Raw genomic sequence first — 19,894 nt, forward strand, 5'->3', positions numbered from 1 at the left:
GCGGTCGGTGCTGCAGCGGTCGGTGGTGCGACCTGCACCGTTCGCCAGCGTATCCGCCACGCGCGGCCGGAGGACCGGACTGGAGGCGCGACGCGCGTCCGGTGCGTGCGGCGGCCCGGTCAGGTGCGTGCGTCGACCGCCGGGTCGCGTTGCCAGGGCCGGGTCGCGATCGCACCGGCGGTGCAGACCGCGGCGACGACGCCGAGCACGACGGGGGAGACGTGCGTCCCCGCGGATCCGGAGTACACGGCGGCCGCGAGGGCGACGGCGACCGCGGCGATCGCGACGTAGCGACCGCGGGACTGCGCGAGCAACGCCTGGCCCGCCGAACCCGGCAGCGGCAGCAGCGTCGCGACCACGGCACCGAGACCACCGACGCACAGGGTGATGGCGAACTCGGAGGCGAACGAGACCCAGAACCCGGAGCCCGGCGTCAGCGAGTGCAGCACCCAACCCGCGGCGGCGACGACGAGCAGCGCCAGTGAGCGCCAGGTCGCGCTCCGGGCGCCGGAGGCGATGGCGGACCCGAGCCGCAGCGCGGCGGTGTCGAGGTCGGGCCGACCGACGGGGACGAGCACGACGCCGACGATGACCGCGGGCGACAGGTCGAACGACCGGGTGACCCCGCACGCGACGAGTGCCGCGAGCACGAGCCACGGGGACACCCGGAACGCCACGGTCCGGCGATCGGTGCCCGCGGCCCACCGAGAGGCGAGCACGACCGCTGCCATGAGCGCCGCGGCACCGAGCAGGACCGCGATCGCCAGGCGCACGTAGCGGGCCTCGAGCGAGACACCGACACCGAGCAGGGTGCAGAGCGCGACGACGAGGACGGCCACGGTCGTCGACGCCCAGGTGGGGAGGACGTCGCCGCGTCGTCGTTCCGCCCGGGACCGGTTCCGGCCGAGCAGCCCCGCGAACGGGTTCCGGACCCGACCCCGCGCGGCGCCGGCGACGAGTGCGAGCGGACCGGCGATGAGCACGAGGAACCCGGCGGCGACCGCGGTGGCCACGAGGACCGTCCGCCACGAGAACGCCGCCTGGATCGTCGGGACGGTGGTGTCGTACGACGTCGATGCGGTCCAGTCACCGGCGGGACCGGACCAGTCGAGGCCGTGCGGACCCGTCCCGTCCGAGCCGGCTGCCGTGCCGCCCGGGCGCGGGCCGGCGCCGGCGTCGGCGTGCCCGCCCGTCCCGGTGCCGCCCGGGCTGGAACCGGTGCCGGTCGTCGTGGGGCCGCCGGTGTCCCTGGGGTTCGCGCCCTCCGTCGGGGTGCGGCCGTGCGACGCCGTGCCGCTCGGGCTGCCGGCGTCGTCCGTCGGGGTGGCGGTCGCGGCGGTGACGGTGACCCGGACGGCCGCCGACGACGTCGAGAAGTTGCCGGCCGCGTCCTGCTGGGTCGCCGTGAGCGCCTGCGTACCCGAGCGGAGGGTCGACCCGGCGGTGGAGCACGACCACCGACCCGACGCGGGCACGTCGGTCCGGCACACCGGTGCACGGTCGACGTACACGGTCAGCACGGCCGCGGGCTCACCCGTCCCGGACACGGTGACGGGCTGGGACCGCACCCGGTCGCCGTTCGTCGGGGCGGAGATCCGCGGCGCCGCGGGTGCCGTGCGGTCGAGCACGATCGTGACCGGTGCCGAGGCGGCGCTCCGCAGGTCGGACCGGTAACCGTCCGCGGTGCTCGCGGTCTGGGTCGCGGTCACCGTGGGACGGGCGTCGCCACCGCCACCGGGTGTGGCGCCGCCGAGCATCAGGGTCCAGCGGCCGTCGCCGCCGACGGTCGCCGTGCGGTCGGTCGTCGAGCCCGACACGGACAGCGTGACCGTCGACCCGGGGTGTCCCGTTCCCGACACCGGGCCGTTGGTGGGCCGCGTGGTCGTGACGGTCGGTGGCACGATCACGTCGGAGGCCGGAGCGCTCGCGGACCCCAGGGTGGCGTCCGTGCGGTCCTGGACGGTGAACACCTGCTGGGGGCCGGAGCGCACCGCGGCGATGCACGACCACGACCCGTCGCCGCGGACCGTCGTCGAGCACCCGGTGGAGCCGGTCGTGGCCGGGCCGGCGACCCGGACGACGTGCCCCGGCGTCCCGCTGCCGTGGAGCCGGACGGAGCTGCTCGTGACGTCGCCGGGGTCGGCGATCGTGGGGCGGACCGGGCGTGCGGTCGGCGGGGACGTCGGGGTGCCGGGCTTCGGCGTGAGGTTGTTCTGCGGCACCGGGGTCGAGGTCGGGGACGGTGCGGCGGCGTCGATCGGGGCGGCGTCGGCTGCGGCGGCGTCGGCTGCGGCGGCGGTGACCGACGCCGCGGCGTCGGCCGGTGCGGCGGTGGCCGGTGCGGCGGTGGCCGAGGCGGCCGTGGCCGGTGCAGCCGTCGCCGGCGCTCCCGCAGCCGTCAGCAGCCCTGCGACGAGCACCGCGCACGCGGCGACCAGCACCGTGTACCGGGGACGCCGAACAGGGCCGTCGCCCCCGACGGCCCGATCGTCCACGTTGTCCCCGCGCGTGTTCATCCGAGTCCATCCCACGTGATGAACCGGCCACGGTCAATACGCCGAAGGGATGATGTGCGCGCACCGGCCGACACGCCGGTGAGGCCGAGCGCCCGGTGTGTGCGACTCGGGAATCGGCCGTGAACCCAGGCGCCGGGCCGGAGGACGCCCGGCCGGTCGATACAATTATCCTCGGCCGTTTCGCGGCCGCCGAGGCCGTCCGACGGCCACGGGAGCACCGAACCACCGCGCATCCCGACGCGAAAAGGAGCACGCCCTCATGGACACCGGACTCATCACGACGCTGATCGTCGTCGGAGTGGTGGTGGTCCTCCTCGTGGTCGTCGGGATCTACCTCTGGGTCACGTACAACTCCCTCGTCACGCTGAAGGTCCGTGTCGACGAGGCGTGGAGCGACATCTCCGTCCAGCTGAAGCGCCGGGCCGACCTCATCCCGACGATCGTCGAGACGGTGAAGGGCTACGCCACGCACGAGAAGTCCGTCTTCGACGACGTCACGAAGGCCCGCTCGGAGACCCTGAGCGCGGGGGACGCCACCACGGCCTCCGCCGCCGAGGGGCACATGCAGAAGGCCCTGAAGAGCGTGTTCGCCGTCGCCGAGGGCTACCCGCAGCTGCAGTCGAGCCAGAACTTCCTGCAGCTGCAGTCGGAGCTGGTCGACACCGAGGACAAGATCCAGTCGGCCCGGCGCTTCTACAACGGGGGCGTGCGCGAGCTGAACACCAAGATCCGCGTCTTCCCGAACTCCTCGTTCGCGAAGAGCCGTGGGTTCTCCGAGGCGTCGTTCTTCGAGACCGCCGAGCCCGCGGCGATCGCCGAACCGCCGCGCGTCCAGTTCTGACCCGGGCGGCGTCGGCCTGACGTGTACAGCGCGATCGCGCGGAACAAGCGCAACACGGTCCTCATCGTCCTGGTCTTCCTGCTGATCATCGGGGCCCTCGGCTTCCTGGGCGGGTACCTCGCCGGCGACGTGTCGATCGGTGTCATCGTGCTCGCGGTCGCCCTCGGTTACGCGGTGCTGCAGTACTTCCTCGCCGGACGGCAGGCGACGGCCATCGCCGGCGGGATCGAGATCGACCGGAACACGGAGCCGCGGCTCTGGCGCACCGTCGAGAACCTCGCGATCGCGACGGGCACGCCGATGCCGCGGGTGTTCGTCATCGAGGACCCTTCGCCGAACGCCTTCGCCACGGGTCGGGACCCGGACCACGCGATCGTCGCCGCGACCACGGGGCTGCTCGCGATCATGGACGACCAGGAGCTGCAGGGCGTCATGGCGCACGAGCTCGGGCACGTCCGGAACTACGACATCCGCGTCTCGACGATGGTGTTCGGGCTCGTCGTCGCGGTGGGGTTCATCGCCGACGTGCTCCTGCGCATCTCGATCTTCAGCGGGCTGTCGGGCGGGCGGAACCGCAACAACGACAACGGCGGCACCAACCCGGTCCTCCTCATCGCCGGGATCGCGGCCGTCGTCGTCGCGCCGATCGCCGCCGCGGGGGTGCAGGCCGCGGTGTCCCGGCAGCGCGAGTACCTCGCCGACGCGACGGGCGCGATGACCACCCGGCACCCGGAAGGGCTGGCCCGCGCGCTCGAGAAGCTCGGCGCGTACGGGCGGCCGATGCAGACGCAGAACTCGTCGATGGCGCACCTGTGGATCGCGGACCCGATGCGGCCCGGCGTGATGGACCGACTGTTCTCGACGCACCCGCCGCTGCCGGACCGCATCGCGCGGCTGCGCGGCAGCCTCGACCGCTTCTGACCGGTCCGGGCGACGGCCTGGAGGCACGGGTCGGCGCCGCCACGCCCCTCCTGCCCGTCAGACGGCGGGGTCGAGGACGACGGGCGCCTCGGCGTCGTCCGCCGCGACGTGCGGGACGAGCGGGACGCCGAGCGCGGCCGCCAGCGCACCGGCTGCGGTGCCGCGGTCGGTGACCTCGACCCCGTCGAGCCCCTGCCACGCAGCCGTCCGCCGCAGCGTGTCCGCCAGACGGTCGGCGTCCAGTCGCTCGCCGGGCTCCTGCCACGCCGTCCGCACGCGCAGCACCCCGCGCTGCCGATCGCTCTTCAGGTCGATCCGGCCGACCAGGCGGTCGTCCTGCAGCACCGGCAGGACGTAGTACCCGAACACCCGCTTCGGTGCGGGCGTGTAGATCTCGATCCGGTAGTGGAAGCCGTACATGCGCTCGGCCCGGCGACGGAACCACACGACGGGGTCGAACGGGCTGAGCACGGCGTCGGCCGTCATCCGGCGGGGGACCCGGGCGTCGACGTGCAGCCAGGCGCGTTCGTCCCATCCCTCGACCCGGACGGGGACGAGCTCACCGGCCGCCACGAGTTCGGCGATCGCGGCGGCGGTGTCGTCGGCGCGGAGCCGGAAGTAGTCCGCGATGTCCGCACGGGTCCCGACGCCGAGCGCCCGCGCGGAGCGACGGACGAGTTCGAGCACGGCCGCCGGTCGTTCGGGGGCGGTCTCGAGGGTGCCCAGCGGCAGCACCTGCTCCGGCAGGGCGTAGACGCGCTCAAAGCCCGACCGCCCGGCGCTGACGACGTCACCCCAGCGGAACATCAGCTCGAGGCCGAGCTTGACGTCGCTCCACCCCCACCACGGCCCGCGGCGGACGTTGGACTCGTGCTCGACCGCGCTCGCCGGCATCGGCCCCTCGGCGCGGAGCAGGGCCTGCAGTTCGCGCCGGACACCCTCGGTGCGCGTCACCGACGCGACGTGGGTGGGCCAGGAGTCACGGTCGCGCAGGGCGTCCATCCGCCAGCGGAAGAGCGGCAGGTCGGCGCGGTCGACGAAGGCTGCCTCGTGCGCCCAGTACTCGGCGTACGGCCCGCGCTGCGCCATGGTCAGACGGTCGAGCGTGGACCGGTCGTAGGCGCCGAGCCGGGCGAACAACGGCAGGTAGTGGCTGCGCTCGAAGACGTTCACCGAGTCGATCTGCAGCAGCCCGAGCCGGGCGAACCCGACGTTCAGCGCCCGGGTCGACACCGCGTCCGACGGCGGCTGCCCGAACCCCTGGGCGGCCAGCGCGACGCGACGGGCCTCAGCGGCGGAGAGCGTGGTCCTGACCATGCGACCGACGCTACCGAGCGCCCCCGACACCCGCGGCGCGACGGCGTATGCCGTATCTGGTACCTGTCGGTCAGCACATCGATACACTCCAGGAATGGCATGGGGTAGAAAGCAGCAACCGACGCATCCGGACCCCGTGGTCGAGGACTCGGTCCCGATGGGCATGCGCATCGCAGGCGCGTGGTCGTGGCGGATCCTCGTCGTCATCGGCGTGCTCGCGGTCTTCATCTGGCTAATGACGGTCTTCAGCCAGATCCTCATCCCGTTCCTCGTCGGCATCGTCGTGTCCGCCCTGCTCGTGCCGATCTCGAACTGGATGCAGCGACACCACGTGCCCAAGTGGCTGGCGGTCGTGATCAGCCTGCTCGGCGGGCTGGCGGCCATCGGTGCGCTCGTCTGGCTCGTCGTCGACCAGATCATCGCCTCGTACCCCTCGCTGCGTGACCGCACGATCGACCAGTACGCGAACATCAAGGACTTCGTCCTGAACTCCGGTCTCGGCATCACGCAGAGCGACGTCAACGGGTGGCTCAACGACGGCACGAAGTGGCTGCAGGACAACTCGGCGTCGATCCTGTCCGGTGTCGCGAGCGCCGGGTCCGGGGCGACGCACGTCTTCGAAGCGCTCTTCATCATCCTGTTCACGACGATCTTCCTGCTCATCGACGGCAAGAACGTCTGGCGCTGGGCCGTCCGGCTGTTCCCGAAGAAGGCCCGGGCGACGGTCGACGGCGCCGGCGTCGCGGGCTGGATCACGCTCACGAGCTTCATCCGCGTGCAGATCTTCGTCGCGTTCGTCGACGCGGTCGGCATCGGCCTCGGCGCGTTCATCGTCGGCCTGTTCTTCGGCGGGATGCCCCTCGTCATCCCGATCGCGGCGTTCGTGTTCCTCGGGGCGTTCATCCCCGTGGTCGGTGCGATCGTGACCGGCTTCCTCGCGGTCTTCGTCGCGCTCATCTTCAACGGGCCGCTCGCCGCGGTCCTCGTGCTCGCGGTCGTGCTGCTCGTGCAGCAGATCGAGGGGCACATCCTCCAGCCGCTCGTGATGGGGAACGCCGTCAAGGTGCACCCGCTTGCCGTGGTCCTCGGCGTCACGGCGGCGTCGGGGCTCGCAGGCATCGCCGGCGCCTTCTTCGCCGTCCCGATCATCGCGACGGTGAACACGATGGTGATGACGATCGCGAGCGGCCGCTGGCGCGGACTCGACTCCGAACACGTGCTCGAGGCCACACCGAAACGCGGCCAGCACGGGCAGCTCCAGCTCCGTCGGGGACGTCGGCACAAGATCGGCGACCCGGTCCCGGCGCCGGGGAGCAAGTCCGAGCCGACGGCGGCTGAGGGCACTGCCAGCACCAACTGACGTCACGGGTTCGTCACGAGCGGTCCGACCGAGGATGATGGGACCGTGACCGACACGACTACGCCGCTGATCCCCACGCTCGACGACATCGAGAAGGCGCGCGAGACGATCGCCGGGGTCGCCCGGGTCACGCCGATGGAGACGTCGCAGTTCCTCGCCGAGCTGCTCGGATCCCCGGTGCACCTGAAGTGCGAGAACCTGCAGCGCACCGGTGCGTACAAGGTTCGCGGGGCGTACAACCGCCTGTCGACCCTCACGCCGGAGCAGCGCGCTGCGGGCGTCGTCGCCGCGAGCGCGGGCAACCACGCGCAGGGCGTCGCCCTCGCCGCCCGTGAGCTCGGCATCCCCGCCACGATCTTCACCCCGGTCGGTGTCGCACTGCCGAAGCTGCAGGCGACCCGGCACTACGGCGCCGAGGTCGTCCTCCGCGGGCACTCCGTCGAAGAGGCCCTGAGCGCCGCCAAGGACTTCGCGGCCCGGACCGGCGCGGTCTTCATCCCCCCGTTCGACCACCCCGCGGTGATCGCCGGCCAGGGGACCGTCGGCCTCGAGATCCTCGACCAGGTGCCCGACGCGGACACGGTCATCGTGCCGATCGGCGGCGGCGGGGTCATCGCCGGCATCGCCCTCGCCGTGAAGGGCGTGGCCGAGCGCCTCGGCCGGCAGATCCGGGTCATCGGGGTGCAGGCCGAGAACGCCGCGGCCTACCCGAGCTCGCTCGAGGCTGGTGAGCCCGTCACGGTCTCGACGAAGCCGACGATCGCCGACGGCATCGCGGTGGCGCGGCCCGGCGACATGAACTTCCCGATCATCCGCGACCTCGTCGACGACATCGTCACGGTGTCGGACGACGACGTCGCCCGTGCGCTGCTGGTGCTGCTCGAGCGCGCGAAGCTCGTCGTCGAGCCCGCGGGTGCCGTGGGTGTCGCGGCGATCATGTCCGGCTCCGTCCGCGACACCGGCCGCACCGTCGTGCTGCTCTCCGGCGGCAACATCGACCCGCTGATGATGGAGCGCGTGATCACCCGCGGTCTCGTCGCGGCCTCGCGGTACATCGGTATCCGGATCATGCTGCCGGACCGCCCGGGGCAGCTCGCCCGGGTGTCGCAGGTCATCTCCGACGCGGGCGCGAACGTCGTCGAGGTGCTGCACACCCGCCACGGGCAGGGACTGGTGATCAACGAGGTCGCCCTCGACCTGTCGATCGAGGCGCGCGGGCCGGAGCACGCGCAGGAGGTCATCCACCGGCTGCGCGAGGTGGGCTTCCGGCCGGAACTGCTGGAGCACTGAGACCGCACCCGGAACGAGACGGGAGGCGCGGTGCCAGCTGGCACCGCGCCTCCCGTCTCGTTCTGGGGTGCGTCCTACGGGACGTAGCGCTCGACGTTCGTCACCTCGACGGCGATCTCCTTGCCGTTCGGCGCGGTGTACGTGGTCTTGGCGCCGGGGCGGAGGCCGACGATCGCAGCGCCCACCGGGCTGACCGGGCTGTAGACGGTGAGGTCGGAACCCTCGCCGACGATCTCGCGGTTGCCGACGAGGAAGGTCGACTCGTCACCGGCGATGATCGCAGTGACGACGGTGCCGGGCTCGACGGTGCCGTCGAAGTCGGCCTCGCCGACGGTGGCGTTCTTGAGGAGCTCGGTGAGCTGACGGATGCGGGCCTCGATCTTGCCCTGCTCGTCCTTGGCGGCGTGGTAGCCGCCGTTCTCCTTGAGGTCGCCCTCTTCGCGCGCGGCTTCGATGCGGTCCGCGATCTCCTGACGACCGGCACCGGAGAGGGTCTCGAGCTCGGCCGTGAGTCGGTCGTGCGCCTCCTGGGTCAGCCAGGTGACCTGCGTGTCGTTGCTCATCGTGAATCCCTTCAGCAAAGAACAAGACCGGCCGGTGTGGCCGGTCTTGTCCGCGAATCACAGCAGTCTAGGGAACCCAGCAGTCGTGGATCAAGCCGGTCACGCCACGTGACACGGTCTGCACCGGCGTGGTGACGCTCCGGGTGCGCTGCTCGGCGGCGGGGACCCGGATCTCCTTCCAGCCGACGATCGTGTACGACTTGTCGAGCACCTGGACGGCGCACTTCGCGGCCGTCCCCGGGTCGACGGAGATCTGCGTGTGGACGACGGTCTCGTGGTCGGACACCACCTGGTAGCCGATGTCGTCGGTGTCGAGGCCGTGGCTCGTCTGGCCCGGGCCCGCCCAGATCACCCAGACGAGGAACACCAGGGCGACGGCGGCGGCACCGACGATCCCGATGAACCGTGCCCGTCGTGCGCGCCCGGGGGTGCGACCGTAGCGGTCGTCCAGCGTCGCGGCGGTGGCGGCGGACGGCTGAGGTGCCGATGGGTGCTGCGGTTCGGACAGTTCGGGGCTCCCGGGGTGATTATCCTGATGACCAGGGTAGTTCACGTGACGCTGTGCGCTGCCCGCGTCCGCCGCACGACCAGTGAGGAACTCCCACGTGCCGTACCGCCTGATGGCCGTCCACGCCCACCCCGACGACGAGTCGAGCAAGGGAGCGGCGACGATGGCGCGGTACGCGGCCGAGGGCAACGACGTCCTCGTGGTCTCGTGCACCGGCGGCGAGGCCGGCGACATCCTCAACGAGCAGCTCGGCGAGCCCGCGACCAGCCGGGCACACCGCGACATGGCCGGCTACCGGCGCACCGAGATGGCCGGCGCACAGGCCGCGCTCGGCATCGACCACGTGTGGCTCGGATACCACGACTCCGGCCTGCCGGACGCCGAGAAGGGCGAGACCGTGCGCCCCGGGACGTTCTCCACGGTGCCGCTCGAGTACTCGACCGAGGCCCTCGTGCGGGTCGTCCGGCGCTTCCGACCGCACGTGCTCGTCACCTACGACGAGAACGGCGGCTACCCGCACCCGGACCACATCCGGACGCACGACGTCTCCGTCGCGGCCTGGACCGCCGCCGCCGACCCGACCGCGTTCCCGGCCGCTGGGCCCGCCTGGTCTGTCTCGAAGCTGTACTACGAGCGCACCATGAACCCGCGTCGCTTCCGCACCGTCTTCGAGGCCCTGCAGGAGCGCGACCCGGACAGCCCGGCCGTCGAGCAGCTCCGCGAGTGGGTCGAGCGGTTCGCCGACCGGCCGGACCTCGCGACCACCCACGTCGACGTGCACGAGTACTTCGACGCCCGCGACGCCGCGCTCCGCGCCCACGCGAGCCAGGTGCCGACGGACAGCGCCTTCTTCTACTGGCCGAACGACCTCCTCGCGACGGTGTGGCCGACCGAGGACTACCAGCTCGTCGAGGCCCGCGTGCCGACGTCGACGCCGGAGTCCGACCTCTTCGCGGGGATCCCGGCAGACGAGGACACCACTGCGTGAGCACCATCCTGGCGGCACTCGCCGCCGCCCCCAGCCCGAGCCCGACCTCCACGGTCCCTGACGTCGACGTGACGCCCGGTGTCGCGGGCTTCATCGCGATCGCGGTGGTCGCCGTGGTGACGATCCTGCTCGTCATCGACATGACCCGCCGGATCCGTCGCACCCGATACCGGGCGGAGATCCGGGAGCGGCTCGAGGCCGAGGCGAACGGCGAGACCGTCACGGACGAACCGGAGCGGCGCGCCGCCGAGGACGGCCGGGCGGACGTCGGGGACGACACCGAGCGCGGCTGAGCCCACCCGCGGTCTGGGCGAGCGCGGCGGAGGCGAGTCGCGCCTCCAGGCCGAGATCCCTGGTGAGACCGGGCGTTCCTGGTTGTCCCAACCGACCGCGTACGCCCGGATCGACCGTGCATCGCGGTCGTCGGGGGAAGGAACGGGACGGCGGACGACGGGGCGGGACGCCCGGGTCAGCGCACCGGGTGCAGCGCCACCAGGAGCACACCGACCCACTGCGCGCCGAACGCGACAACGGTCAGCGCGTGGAACACCTCGTGGAAGCCGAACACCGTCGGGGACGGGTTCGGACGCTTGAACCCGTAGACCAGCGCACCGACGATGTAGGCGACGCCACCGGACAGGATGAGCACGGTCATCGGGACGCTCGCCGCGAAGAACTGCGGGAGCAGACCGAGCGCCGCGCACCCGAGGACGAGGTAGATCGGCACGTAGAGCCACCGCGGCGCCCCGATCCAGAGGACCCGGAAGGCGATGCCGAGCGCCGCCCCGGACCACATCACCCAGAGCACGACGACCATGAGCGTGTGCGGGAGCGCGCAGATCGCCACCGGTGTGTAGGTGCCGGCGATGAGCAGCAGGATGTTCGTGTGGTCGATGCGCTTCAGGACGGCCTTCACCGTCGGTCCCCACGGGAAGCGGTGGTAGGTCGCCGAGACACCGAACATCGCGAGCGAGGTCGCCATGAACACGGCGCTGCCGACCTTCGCGGCCGGTGAGCCGGCGAGGGTGATGAGCACGATGCCCATCGCGATGGCGAACGGGAACGCGCCGAGGTGGATCCAGCCGCGCCAGGCGGGGCGGGTCTCGGCGGCGCGGGCGTCGGAGGTGCTCGACGCCTCTTCCGTGAAGGGGACGTGGGGGAGGGTCCCGGTCTCGTGCTCGGCCTGCATGGTCCGACCGTAGGGGCACCAGCCGAGCAACAGCCGAACATCCGGTGGCCAGCGCGCTCCGAGGGGTCGTGCACTATGTTCGTTCCGTGACCGGCAGGGTGGGATGGGCAGGACGAGGGATCCTCTACCGCGCCTACCAGAGCCGGATCCGTCGGCAGATCGACGGGTCGGTGAAGCCGAAGCACGTCGCCATGATCGTGGACGGCAACCGTCGCTGGGCGAAGCAGCTCGGCCTCGAGTCGGCGGCCCACGGGCACCGTGCGGGTGCCGCGAAGATCCCCGAGTTCCTGACCTGGTGCGACGACCTCGACGTCGAGGTCGTGACCCTGTACCTGCTGTCGTCGGACAACCTCACCGGCCGCGGCGGCGACGAGCTCGAGCAGCTCGTCGGCATCATCGCGGACCTCGCCGGCACGCTGGCCGACCACCGCGACTGGCGTGTCCAGCACGTCGGGTCGAACGAGGGACTGCCGGACGCGCTGGTGAATGCACTCGAGCGCGCCGAGGAACGGACGGCGGAGCACACCGGCCTGCACGTGAACCTCGCGGTCGGGTACGGCGGACGGCGGGAGATCGCCGACGCCATGCGGAGCATCGTTCGGGCGCACGGCGAGGGCGGCGGCACGCTCGACACCCTGGCCGAGGTCCTGACGCCGGAACTCATCGGCGACCACCTCTACACGCAGGGGCAGCCGGACCCGGACCTGGTGATCCGCACCTCCGGGGAGCAGCGGCTGTCGGACTTCATGCTGTGGCAGAGCGCCCACAGCGAGTTCTACTTCGTCGAGGCGTTCTACCCGGACCTGCGCGAGGTCGACTTCCTCCGGGCGGTCCGCGACTTCGGGTTGCGATCGCGGCGCTTCGGGGGCTGACGGGCGCCTCGGGGCCTGACGGGCGCCTCGGGGGCCGACGGGCGTCTCGGCGACTGCGCGGCGCTTCCCGGCGCTTCGGCGACCGATCGACCTCGATCCCAGTAGACTCACAGGGTTTTCGTCCCACGGAAGGTTGCCCCTGTGAACATCCACGAGTACGCCGCCGGCTTCGCCGAGGAGCCCGGCTACCTCGACCACGCCGCGTTCGGTCCCGTCCAGACCGCGGTGCTCGAGGAGCAGCGCGTGCTCGGCACGATCCAGGAGCACATGCGCTTCGGCGCCATGGAGACGCTCGACGAACAGGACGTCCGGGTCCGCACGGTCGCCGCACGGCTCGTCGGCCGCCGCGAGGACCAGGTGGTCTCCCAGACCGCCACCACGCCGGGTCTGCTCCACACCGCGTTCGGCCTGACCGGCGGGGTGCTCGTCGCCGCTGACGAGTACCCGTCGCTGCCGCTCGCCCTCGCCAGCGCCGCCTCGGCCACCGGCGGCCGCGTCCAGCCGGTCGTGATCGAGTCCGGCGCCGGGTGGATGACGCCGTCGCTCATCGAGTCGCGCCTCACGGACGACGTCACCGCGGTCGCCGTCTCGCTCGTCGACTGGCAGACCGGGTACCTCGCCGACCTCGCCGCCATCCGCGAGGCCATCGGCGAACGCCTCCTCATCGTCGACGCGATCCAGGGCTTCGGTGTCGTGGACGCCCCGTACGAGATCGCCGACGTGGTCGCCACGGGCGGGCAGAAGTGGTTGCACGCCGGCTGGGGCACCGGCTTCACGGCCTTCAGCGACCGCGCCCTGAACCGGCTGCGTCCGGCGCTGTCCGGCCCGCACGGCACCACCGGGTGGCCGACCGGGGTCCCGTCGGTCCGGTCCGGGGCCGCCGGGTTCCAGATGACCCGCACCGACCCCGTGGCACAGGCCCGGATGGCCGTGTCGCTCGACCGCCTGACGGCCGTCGGGGTCGCGGCAGTGCAGGAGCGGGTGGCCGACCGGGTCGAGCGGGTCTTCGACATCGCCGACGAGTTCGGACTGGCCGTCGAGTCCAGCCGTGACCCACGGGAGCGTGCCGGCATCGTGGTGCTCCGGCCGCCGCAGGGGCGTCTGACCGCGCTGTCCGCCGCGTTCCACAACCACGGGGTCACCGCGACGACGCGGCTCGGGGTCGCACGGGTGTCGGTCTTCGCGTCGACCACGGACGAGACGCTCGACATGTTCCGCGACGCCTGCCTGTCGTACGCCACGATGCAGTAGCGGCGCGCCGCGCACCCGGGCCGAGTCTCGTTCTCAGCGACAGTTCTCGCGCTGCGCGGTGCGAGAACTGTCGCCCGCAACGAGTCTCGAGGCAGCGTCCCCGAGTCTCGGGGCACCGTCCGCGCGCGGACGCGCGGCGGGCCGCGCCGCGTCGGACGGGAGGCGCGGGGCGGGCCGGTCCCGCGCCTCCAGGCCGGCCCCTGGTCGCCGTGTTCACGTGACCGTAACGCAGGGAGCCGCGTGTCGCTGGCGTCCTGTCGGGGGTCGGACGTAGCTTGTCCCCATCGGGCACCGCGCCCGATCGAAGCGGCCACAGTCGGTGCTTCGGGACCCGCTCCACGGCCGCGTTCGAGGACATGGACCGGGCCGAACGCGGCCCGGGGATGGAGTGGTCGTGACCTCTCAGAACGTCTCTCGCGGAACACAGCAGCAGCACACCGCGGACTCGTCCACATCGGTCGCCCAGCGCACGTACGTGCTCGACACCTCGGTGCTCCTCAGCGATCCGAGGGCCCTGTTCCGCTTCGCGGAGCACGCGGTCGTCCTGCCCGTCGTCGTCGTCAGTGAACTGGAGTCCAAGCGGAACGACCCGGAGATCGGGTACTTCGCCCGGCAGGCGCTCCGGCTCCTCGACGAACTGCGGATCGAACACGAACGGCTCGACTTCCCGATCGCGATCGGCGAGGGCGGATCCTTCCGCGTCGAGCTGAACCACTCCAACCAGTCCGTCCTGCCGTCCGGGCTGCAGCTCGGCGACAACGACTCGCGGATCCTCGCGGTCGCATCGAACCTCAAGAACGACGGCCTCGACGTCGTCGTCGTGTCGAAGGACCTGCCACTCCGCGTCAAGGCATCGTCCATCGGCATGGCGGCCGAGGAGTACCGCGCCGAGCTCGCGATCGACAGCGGCTACACCGGGATCACCGACCTCCAGGTCTCCGGCGAGCAGATGTCCGACCTGTACGAGCAGGAGGAGATCCGGACCTCGCAGCTCGACGGCGTCCCGGTCAACACCGGTGTGGTCATCCACTCGGAGCGCGGCTCCGCCCTCGGCCGGGTGCACACCGCGGGTGCGGTCGCGCTGGTCCGTGGCGACCGCGAGGTCTTCGGCCTCCGCGGTCGGTCCGCGGAACAGCGGCTGGCCATCGACGCCCTGCTCGACCCGGAGATCGGGATCGTGTCGCTCGGCGGCAGCGCCGGCACGGGCAAGTCGGCGCTCGCCCTCTGTGCCGGACTCGAAGCCGTGCTCGAACGGCAGCAGCACAAGAAGATCATGGTGTTCCGGCCGCTGTACGCGGTGGGTGGCCAGGAGCTCGGCTACCTGCCGGGCGACGCCTCCGAGAAGATGAACCCGTGGGCGCAGGCCGTCTACGACACCCTCGGTGCCCTGGTGTCCGACAACGTCCTGGACGAGGTGGTCGAGCGCGGCATGCTCGAGGTGCTCCCGCTGACGCACATCCGCGGGCGGTCCCTGCACGACGCGTTCGTGATCGTCGACGAGGCACAGTCGCTCGAGCGCAACGTCCTGCTGACGATGCTCTCGCGCATCGGGCAGAACTCCCGGGTGGTGCTCACCCACGACGTCGCCCAGCGCGACAACCTGCGCGTCGGTCGGCACGACGGTGTCGCTTCGGTGATCGAGCGGCTGAAGGGGCACCCGTTGTTCGCCCACGTCACGCTGACCCGCTCGGAGCGCTCGGCGATCGCCGCGCTGGTGACGGAGATGCTGGACTCGCCGGACCTCGTGTAGCGGGGTCGCCCGCTCGAGCCGAGGCTCGGCCGGGCGGACGGTCTCGCGGTGTGACGACCGCGAGACTGTCCGCCGCCGAGAAGCTCGGTCCGGCGAGCGGACGCACGGACGGACAGGACGGGAGGCGCGGTGCCAGCCGGCACCGCGCCTCCCGTCCGTCGGTGGTCGCGCGGGTCAGTTCGGGTGCGTCATGGACAGCACGTCGAGCGCGCTGTCGAGCTGCTCCTCGGTGACCTCGCCACGCTCGACGTGACCGAGGGCGATCACGGCCTCGCGCACGGTGACGCCCTCGGCGACCGCGTACTTCGCGACCTTCGCCGCGGCCTCGTAGCCGATCGCACGGTTGAGCGGCGTGACGATCGACGGCGACGACTCCGCGAACGCCCGGGCACGCTCAAGGTTCGCCTGCAGCCCGTCGATGGTCTTGTCGGCCAGCACCCGCGAACTGTTCGCCAGCAGGCGGATCGACTCGAGCAGCGCCGTGCCCATCACCGGGATCGCCACGTTCAGCTCGAACGCACCGGAGGCACCGGCCCACGCGATCGTGGCGTCGTTGCCGATGACCCGGGCGGCGACCATCAGGGTGGCCTCGGGGATCACCGGGTTCACCTTGCCGGGCATGATCGACGACCCCGGCTGCAGGTCCGGGATGTGCAGCTCGCCGAGGCCGGTGTTCGGGCCGGAGCCCATCCAGCGGAGGTCGTTGTTGATCTTCGTCAGGCTGACCGCGATCACCTTGAGCGCACCGGACGCCTCGACGAGGGCATCACGAGCGCCCTGCGCCTCGAAGTGGTCGAGCGCCTCGGTGATCGGCAGGCCGGTGTCCTCCGCGAGCCGGGCGATGACCCGCTGCGGGAAGCCCTTCGGCGTGTTGATGCCGGTCCCGACCGCCGTGCCGCCGAGCGGGACCTCAGCCACGCGGGGGAGCGTCGCGTTCACCCGCTCGATGCCGAGCCGGACCTGGCGCGCGTAGCCGCCGAACTCCTGCCCGAGGGTGACGGGGGTGGCGTCCATCAGGTGGGTACGGCCCGACTTCACGGCGTCCGCCCACAGCGCGGCCTTGGCCTCGAGCGACTCGGCGAGGTGCTCGAGGGCCGGGACCAGGGTGCGGATGAGGGCCTCGGTCACGGCCACGTGCACCGACGTCGGGAACACGTCGTTGGAGGACTGTGACGCGTTCACGTGGTCGTTCGGGTGCACGGCGGTGCCGGCGATGTCGGTCGCGAGGGTCGCGAGGACCTCGTTCATGTTCATGTTCGACGACGTGCCGCTGCCGGTCTGGTACACGTCGACGGGGAACTGGTCGTGGTGCGCGCCCTCGATGATCGCGTCCGCCGCACGTGCGACGGCGTCGGCCAGCGCGGGGTCGACGATGCCGAGCTCCCCGTTGACGAGCGCCGCGGCCCGCTTGATCCGGGCCAGGGCGACGATCTGCGCCGACTCGAGGCCGCTGCCCGAGATCGGGAAGTTCTCCACCGCCCGCTGGGTCTGCGCCCGGTAGAGCGCCGACTTCGGCACCCGGACCTCGCCCATGGTGTCGTGCTCGATGCGGTAGTCGTCGTCGCTGTCGGTCACGGTGGTCGGGGTGGTGTCGGTCACGTCGTCGTGGTCCTTCCTGGAGTGCTCGCCGGCCGCGGTCGCGCCGGCTGGTGGGGTGTCCGGGCGGCGGGGTCTCCTCCGGTGCCCGGGACGGTCGTCGTGGCGGTCGGTCAGGCCTGACCCACGACGGTGTCGATGGTGACCTCGCCCGTGGTGAGGTCGTAGGTCGCCCCGACGACGGCCAATCTACCCTCGGCGATCGCGTCGGAGACCGCGCCGGAACGCTCGATCACCTGGCGCAGCGTGGCCTCGAGGTGGGCGGCGCCGACCGACTCCTGCGGGACGTCGGCGTCGTCGGAGCGGACGCGCTCGACGCTCGGGGCGATCGCGTCGACGAGGGCCTGCAGGTGCGGGGCCGGGACGGGCTCGCCCGAGCGAGCCGCCGCGACCGCGCCGCACTTGGTGTGCCGGAGCACGACCACGAGCGGGGTGCCGAGGGCGACGACGGCGAACTCGATCGAGCCGAGCACCACGTCGTCGACGATCTGGCCGGCGTTGCGGATCGCGAACAGGTCGCCGATGCCGGCGTCGAAGACGTGCTCGAACGGCACCCGGGAGTCCGAGCAGCCGAGGACCGTGGCGAACGGCGCCTGCGACCCGGCGAGCTCCGACCGGCGGTCCGGGTCGATGCGGCCGGTGCGACGCTTGTCGGCCGCGAACCGGGCGTTCCCGTCGACGAGGAGACGGAGGGCGTCGGACGGGGTGGATGCGGCGCGGTCGGGCATGGGGCTCCTCGGCTGGTCTGCGGTGCTGGTCTTCGGGTGGACGGGCGTGTCAGCGGGCGAACTGCTCGCTGACCGCCGTGGCGACGGTGCGGAACGACGACTGGTCGGCGGTGCCGGACAGGACGATGGTGTTCGACCCGAACGTGGACACGAGCGAGTACGCGTGGTTGCCGGCGGCGTCGCCCTCGGCCCGACGGTCGTAGACGGTCCACTTCGTGCCGTCGATCGTCCGGGAGCCGGTGGCCGCGCGCTGGTCGAGCTGGTTCGACACCCAGGACTCGTTGGCCTTGATGCCCTGCTGCAGGCCGATGTACTGCTTGTCGGGGGTGATCAGGCCCACCGTCCAGACGCTGACGCCGTCGGCGGTCTTGTCCTTGTAGTCGGCCCGGTTCGACGAGAAGGTGTCGGGCAGGTCCGGCGCGGCGAGGGTCACGCCCGGGACCTTCGCCTGGGAAGCGACCTTCTGGTAGTCCACGGCACGGTCGACCACGGTGCTGTCCGGTCGGACGACGACGGCGACCAGGAACAGCACGATCCCGAGCGACGCGATGAGCGCGATGACCAGGTTGAAGGCGGTCTGGTGCTGGCGGCGCGCGGTGCGGGCGGCGTCCTTGCGCGCCCAGGTCTCCTCCGCCGTCTCGGGGCGGCCGAGCTCGGCGACGATCGGGCGGCCGTCGGCGTCGGTCATCGGGACGCGCCGTCCTCGGACTCGGAGGCGGCCCGCGCGGCGTCGAGCCGGGCGCGTGCACCGACGAGCCACTCCTCGCACCGGGCGGCCAGGGACTCGCCGCGCTCCCAGAGCGACAGCGAGCGCTCGAGCGTGGCGGACCCCTGCTCGAGCTCGGCGACGACGCGCACGAGTTCGTCGCGCGCGGCTTCGTAGCTCAGCGACTGGACGTCGGCCTGCTCGGGTTCCTGCTGGGATGACACACCCCGATCCTACCGAGGCTCCACCGACGTCCGCCCCTCAGGCCCCGTCCGGCCCGGGCCCGTCCGGCTCGAGCGTCCCCGTCGCGGTGCCGGACCCGAGGGTGACGTGCACGGGCGTCGCCCCGACGAGGTCCTCCGAGCTGCGCACCACCCCGCCGTCCGCCGTCTGCACGATCGCGTAGCCGCGCCGCAGGGTGTCCCGCGGCGACAGCGCCCGGAGCCGTGCCGTGAGGTGCCCGACGTCGGCGTGCGAGCGCTCGAGACGCCGGTCGATGAGTTCGCGGGCGCGGGAGAGGTCGCGCGCCACCTCCTCTGCCCGGGTGTCGACGAGCCAGGCGGTCGACGCGAGGGCGGGCCGGGAGCGCAGGGACGCGATGCGGTCCGCCTCGACCGAGAGCGTGTGCGACAGCCGGAGCCCGAGGCGCGCTCGCGCGGCCCGGACGTTCGCGAGCTCCTCGGCGACGTCCGGCACGACCCGCTTCGCCGCATCGGTCGGGGTGGAGGCGCGGAGGTCCGCCACCTCGTCGAGGATCGGCCGGTCGGCCTCGTGCCCGATCGCCGAGACGATCGGGGTGGTCGCGGCGGCGGCGGTGCGGACCAGGCCCTCGTCGCTGAAGCCGAGCAGGTTCTGGAAGTCGCCACCACCACGGGCGACGATGATCACGTCGACCTCCGGGTCGGCGTCGAGCTCGAGGAGCGCCGCCGTGACCTCGCTGACCGCGCGTTCGCCCTGCACCGCGGTGTGCACGGTCCGGAACTCGACCTGCGGCCACCGGAGCTGCGCGTTGCGCTTGACGTCCTTCTCGGCGTCCGAGTCCTTGCCGGTGATGAGGCCGATGCGGTGCGGCAGGAACGGCAGACGCTTCTTGCGGGCGGGGTCGAACAACCCTTCCTCGCCGAGGGTGCGTCGGAGCCGCTCGAGCCGTTCGAGCAGGTCACCGAGGCCGACGTGCTTCATCTCGACGACCTGCATCGTCAGCGAGCCGCCCTTGACCCAGTAGTTCGGCTTGACGGCGGCGACGACGCGGTCGCCCTGCTTGATGTCCGCCGGCACCCGGGAGCGCACGCTCGACCAGATCGAGAACGACACCGTCGCGTCGACCTCGACGTCCTTGAGCTTGCCGTAGACGTTGCCACCGGCGACGTTCCACTGGGTGATCTCACCCTCGACCCAGGCGGTGCCGAGCCGGTCGATCCAGTCCCGGAGCTTCGCGCCGAGCAGCGCGACGGGCCACGGGTTGTCGGCCGTCGGCGGGCCTTGTTCGATCGCCATG

19 protein-coding genes are annotated in these 19,894 nt (G+C 72.1%); 9 read left to right on the forward strand and 10 right to left on the reverse strand.

From position 1 onward, the window contains the following. Positions 1-119 precede the first annotated feature (119 nt). Complete coding sequence (locus tag ACRQ4B_RS06830) at positions 120-2,516, reverse strand: hypothetical protein (RefSeq protein ID WP_439693936.1); 2,397 nt, start codon at positions 2,514-2,516, stop codon at positions 120-122. A gap of 259 nt (positions 2,517-2,775) precedes the next feature. On the opposite strand from ACRQ4B_RS06830, the gene ACRQ4B_RS06835 reads away from it, so the two are divergent. Both ACRQ4B_RS06835 and ACRQ4B_RS06840 read left to right on the forward strand, forming a co-directional pair. Then, positions 2,776-3,357, forward strand: coding sequence for a LemA family protein (locus tag ACRQ4B_RS06835; RefSeq protein ID WP_439693937.1), 582 nt, complete (start codon positions 2,776-2,778; stop codon positions 3,355-3,357). Positions 3,358-3,378: 21 nt separating this feature from the next. Continuing rightward, positions 3,379-4,278 carry a M48 family metalloprotease gene (locus ACRQ4B_RS06840; protein ID WP_439693938.1) on the forward strand — a complete coding sequence of 300 codons (900 nt, stop codon included), beginning with the start codon at positions 3,379-3,381 and terminating at the stop codon, positions 4,276-4,278. A gap of 57 nt (positions 4,279-4,335) precedes the next feature. On the opposite strand, the gene ACRQ4B_RS06845 is transcribed toward ACRQ4B_RS06840, so the two are convergent. Further along, positions 4,336-5,595 carry a winged helix-turn-helix domain-containing protein gene (locus tag ACRQ4B_RS06845; RefSeq protein ID WP_439693939.1) on the reverse strand — a complete coding sequence of 420 codons (1,260 nt, stop codon included), beginning with the start codon at positions 5,593-5,595 and terminating at the stop codon, positions 4,336-4,338. A 94-nt stretch (positions 5,596-5,689) separates the two neighbouring features. On the opposite strand from ACRQ4B_RS06845, the gene ACRQ4B_RS06850 reads away from it, so the two are divergent. Then, entirely contained in the window at positions 5,690-6,955 is a 1,266-nt protein-coding gene (locus ACRQ4B_RS06850; RefSeq protein WP_439693940.1) for an AI-2E family transporter, read from the forward strand. Between the two features lie 45 nt (positions 6,956-7,000). Beyond that, positions 7,001-8,245: a threonine ammonia-lyase gene (gene ilvA / locus ACRQ4B_RS06855; RefSeq protein WP_439693941.1), complete on the forward strand. Its 1,245-nt coding sequence runs from the start codon at positions 7,001-7,003 to the stop codon at positions 8,243-8,245. Positions 8,246-8,319: 74 nt separating this feature from the next. Here ilvA and greA read toward each other — a convergent pair whose 3' ends face one another. Together greA and ACRQ4B_RS06865 are read right to left on the reverse strand one after the other, a co-directional pair. Continuing rightward, positions 8,320-8,808, reverse strand: a complete 489-nt coding sequence (gene greA, locus ACRQ4B_RS06860) for a transcription elongation factor GreA (protein WP_439693942.1) — start codon at positions 8,806-8,808, stop codon at positions 8,320-8,322. A gap of 67 nt (positions 8,809-8,875) precedes the next feature. Continuing rightward, on the reverse strand, positions 8,876-9,361 hold the full coding sequence (locus ACRQ4B_RS06865; RefSeq protein ID WP_439693943.1) for a DUF4307 domain-containing protein: 486 nt from the start codon (positions 9,359-9,361) through the stop codon (positions 8,876-8,878). 52 nt (positions 9,362-9,413) lie between these two features. Here ACRQ4B_RS06865 and mca point away from each other — a divergent pair, with 52 nt between their 5' ends. Further along, on the forward strand, positions 9,414-10,304 hold the full coding sequence (gene mca, locus ACRQ4B_RS06870; RefSeq protein WP_439693944.1) for a mycothiol conjugate amidase Mca: 891 nt from the start codon (positions 9,414-9,416) through the stop codon (positions 10,302-10,304). Beyond that, complete coding sequence (locus tag ACRQ4B_RS06875) at positions 10,301-10,597, forward strand: hypothetical protein (RefSeq protein ID WP_439693945.1); 297 nt, start codon at positions 10,301-10,303, stop codon at positions 10,595-10,597. The genes mca and ACRQ4B_RS06875 overlap by 4 nt, the downstream gene beginning before the upstream one ends. A 176-nt stretch (positions 10,598-10,773) precedes the next feature. Here the strand turns inward: ACRQ4B_RS06875 and trhA are convergent, their stop codons facing one another. Continuing rightward, positions 10,774-11,493: a PAQR family membrane homeostasis protein TrhA gene (gene trhA / locus ACRQ4B_RS06880; RefSeq protein WP_439693946.1), complete on the reverse strand. Its 720-nt coding sequence runs from the start codon at positions 11,491-11,493 to the stop codon at positions 10,774-10,776. 86 nt (positions 11,494-11,579) lie between these two features. Here trhA and ACRQ4B_RS06885 point away from each other — a divergent pair, with 86 nt between their 5' ends. From ACRQ4B_RS06885 to ACRQ4B_RS06895, 3 genes are all read left to right on the forward strand, one after another. Continuing rightward, entirely contained in the window at positions 11,580-12,365 is a 786-nt protein-coding gene (locus tag ACRQ4B_RS06885) for an isoprenyl transferase (protein ID WP_439693947.1), read from the forward strand. A gap of 141 nt (positions 12,366-12,506) precedes the next feature. Further along, complete coding sequence (locus ACRQ4B_RS06890; RefSeq protein WP_439693948.1) at positions 12,507-13,616, forward strand: aminotransferase class V-fold PLP-dependent enzyme; 1,110 nt, start codon at positions 12,507-12,509, stop codon at positions 13,614-13,616. A 388-nt stretch (positions 13,617-14,004) separates the two neighbouring features. Next, positions 14,005-15,366, forward strand: coding sequence for a PhoH family protein (locus ACRQ4B_RS06895; RefSeq protein WP_439693949.1), 1,362 nt, complete (start codon positions 14,005-14,007; stop codon positions 15,364-15,366). A 174-nt stretch (positions 15,367-15,540) separates the two neighbouring features. Here the strand turns inward: ACRQ4B_RS06895 and ACRQ4B_RS06900 are convergent, their stop codons facing one another. From ACRQ4B_RS06900 to xseA, 5 genes are all read right to left on the reverse strand, one after another. After that, positions 15,541-16,965, reverse strand: a complete 1,425-nt coding sequence (locus ACRQ4B_RS06900; RefSeq protein WP_439693950.1) for a class II fumarate hydratase — start codon at positions 16,963-16,965, stop codon at positions 15,541-15,543. A 110-nt stretch (positions 16,966-17,075) separates the two neighbouring features. Continuing rightward, positions 17,076-17,690, reverse strand: coding sequence for a carbonic anhydrase (locus ACRQ4B_RS06905; RefSeq protein WP_439693951.1), 615 nt, complete (start codon positions 17,688-17,690; stop codon positions 17,076-17,078). 49 nt (positions 17,691-17,739) lie between these two features. Next, positions 17,740-18,378 carry a DUF4245 domain-containing protein gene (locus tag ACRQ4B_RS06910; RefSeq protein ID WP_439693952.1) on the reverse strand — a complete coding sequence of 213 codons (639 nt, stop codon included), beginning with the start codon at positions 18,376-18,378 and terminating at the stop codon, positions 17,740-17,742. Further along, positions 18,375-18,620, reverse strand: coding sequence for an exodeoxyribonuclease VII small subunit (locus ACRQ4B_RS06915; protein ID WP_439693953.1), 246 nt, complete (start codon positions 18,618-18,620; stop codon positions 18,375-18,377). The genes ACRQ4B_RS06910 and ACRQ4B_RS06915 overlap by 4 nt, the downstream gene beginning before the upstream one ends. A gap of 37 nt (positions 18,621-18,657) precedes the next feature. Beyond that, the gene (gene xseA, locus ACRQ4B_RS06920; protein ID WP_439693954.1) at positions 18,658-19,893 is read right to left on the reverse strand and encodes an exodeoxyribonuclease VII large subunit; all 1,236 of its coding nucleotides are present in this window, start codon (positions 19,891-19,893) and stop codon (positions 18,658-18,660) included. Between the last annotated feature and the right edge of the window lies 1 nt (position 19,894).

Origin of the sequence: Curtobacterium sp. SP.BCo, assembly GCF_051903265.1 — a bacterium.
In the GTDB taxonomy this organism is placed as follows: Bacteria; Actinomycetota; Actinomycetes; order Actinomycetales; family Microbacteriaceae; genus Curtobacterium.

What these genes read in the sequence shown, in the direction of transcription:
- ACRQ4B_RS06845 (WP_439693939.1), bottom strand. Translation starts at nt 5,595, where the DNA reads ATGGTCAGGACCACGCTCTCCGCCGCTGAGGCCCGTCGCGTCGCGCTG.
- greA (WP_439693942.1), bottom strand. Translation starts at nt 8,808, where the DNA reads ATGAGCAACGACACGCAGGTCACCTGGCTGACCCAGGAGGCGCACGAC.
- ACRQ4B_RS06905 (WP_439693951.1), bottom strand. Translation starts at nt 17,690, where the DNA reads ATGCCCGACCGCGCCGCATCCACCCCGTCCGACGCCCTCCGTCTCCTC.
- xseA (WP_439693954.1), bottom strand. Translation starts at nt 19,893, where the DNA reads ATGGCGATCGAACAAGGCCCGCCGACGGCCGACAACCCGTGGCCCGTC.
- ACRQ4B_RS06910 (WP_439693952.1), bottom strand. Translation starts at nt 18,378, where the DNA reads ATGACCGACGCCGACGGCCGCCCGATCGTCGCCGAGCTCGGCCGCCCC.
- ACRQ4B_RS06830 (WP_439693936.1), bottom strand. Translation starts at nt 2,516, where the DNA reads ATGAACACGCGCGGGGACAACGTGGACGATCGGGCCGTCGGGGGCGAC.
- ACRQ4B_RS06850 (WP_439693940.1), top strand. Translation starts at nt 5,690, where the DNA reads ATGGCATGGGGTAGAAAGCAGCAACCGACGCATCCGGACCCCGTGGTC.
- ACRQ4B_RS06835 (WP_439693937.1), top strand. Translation starts at nt 2,776, where the DNA reads ATGGACACCGGACTCATCACGACGCTGATCGTCGTCGGAGTGGTGGTG.
- trhA (WP_439693946.1), bottom strand. Translation starts at nt 11,493, where the DNA reads ATGCAGGCCGAGCACGAGACCGGGACCCTCCCCCACGTCCCCTTCACG.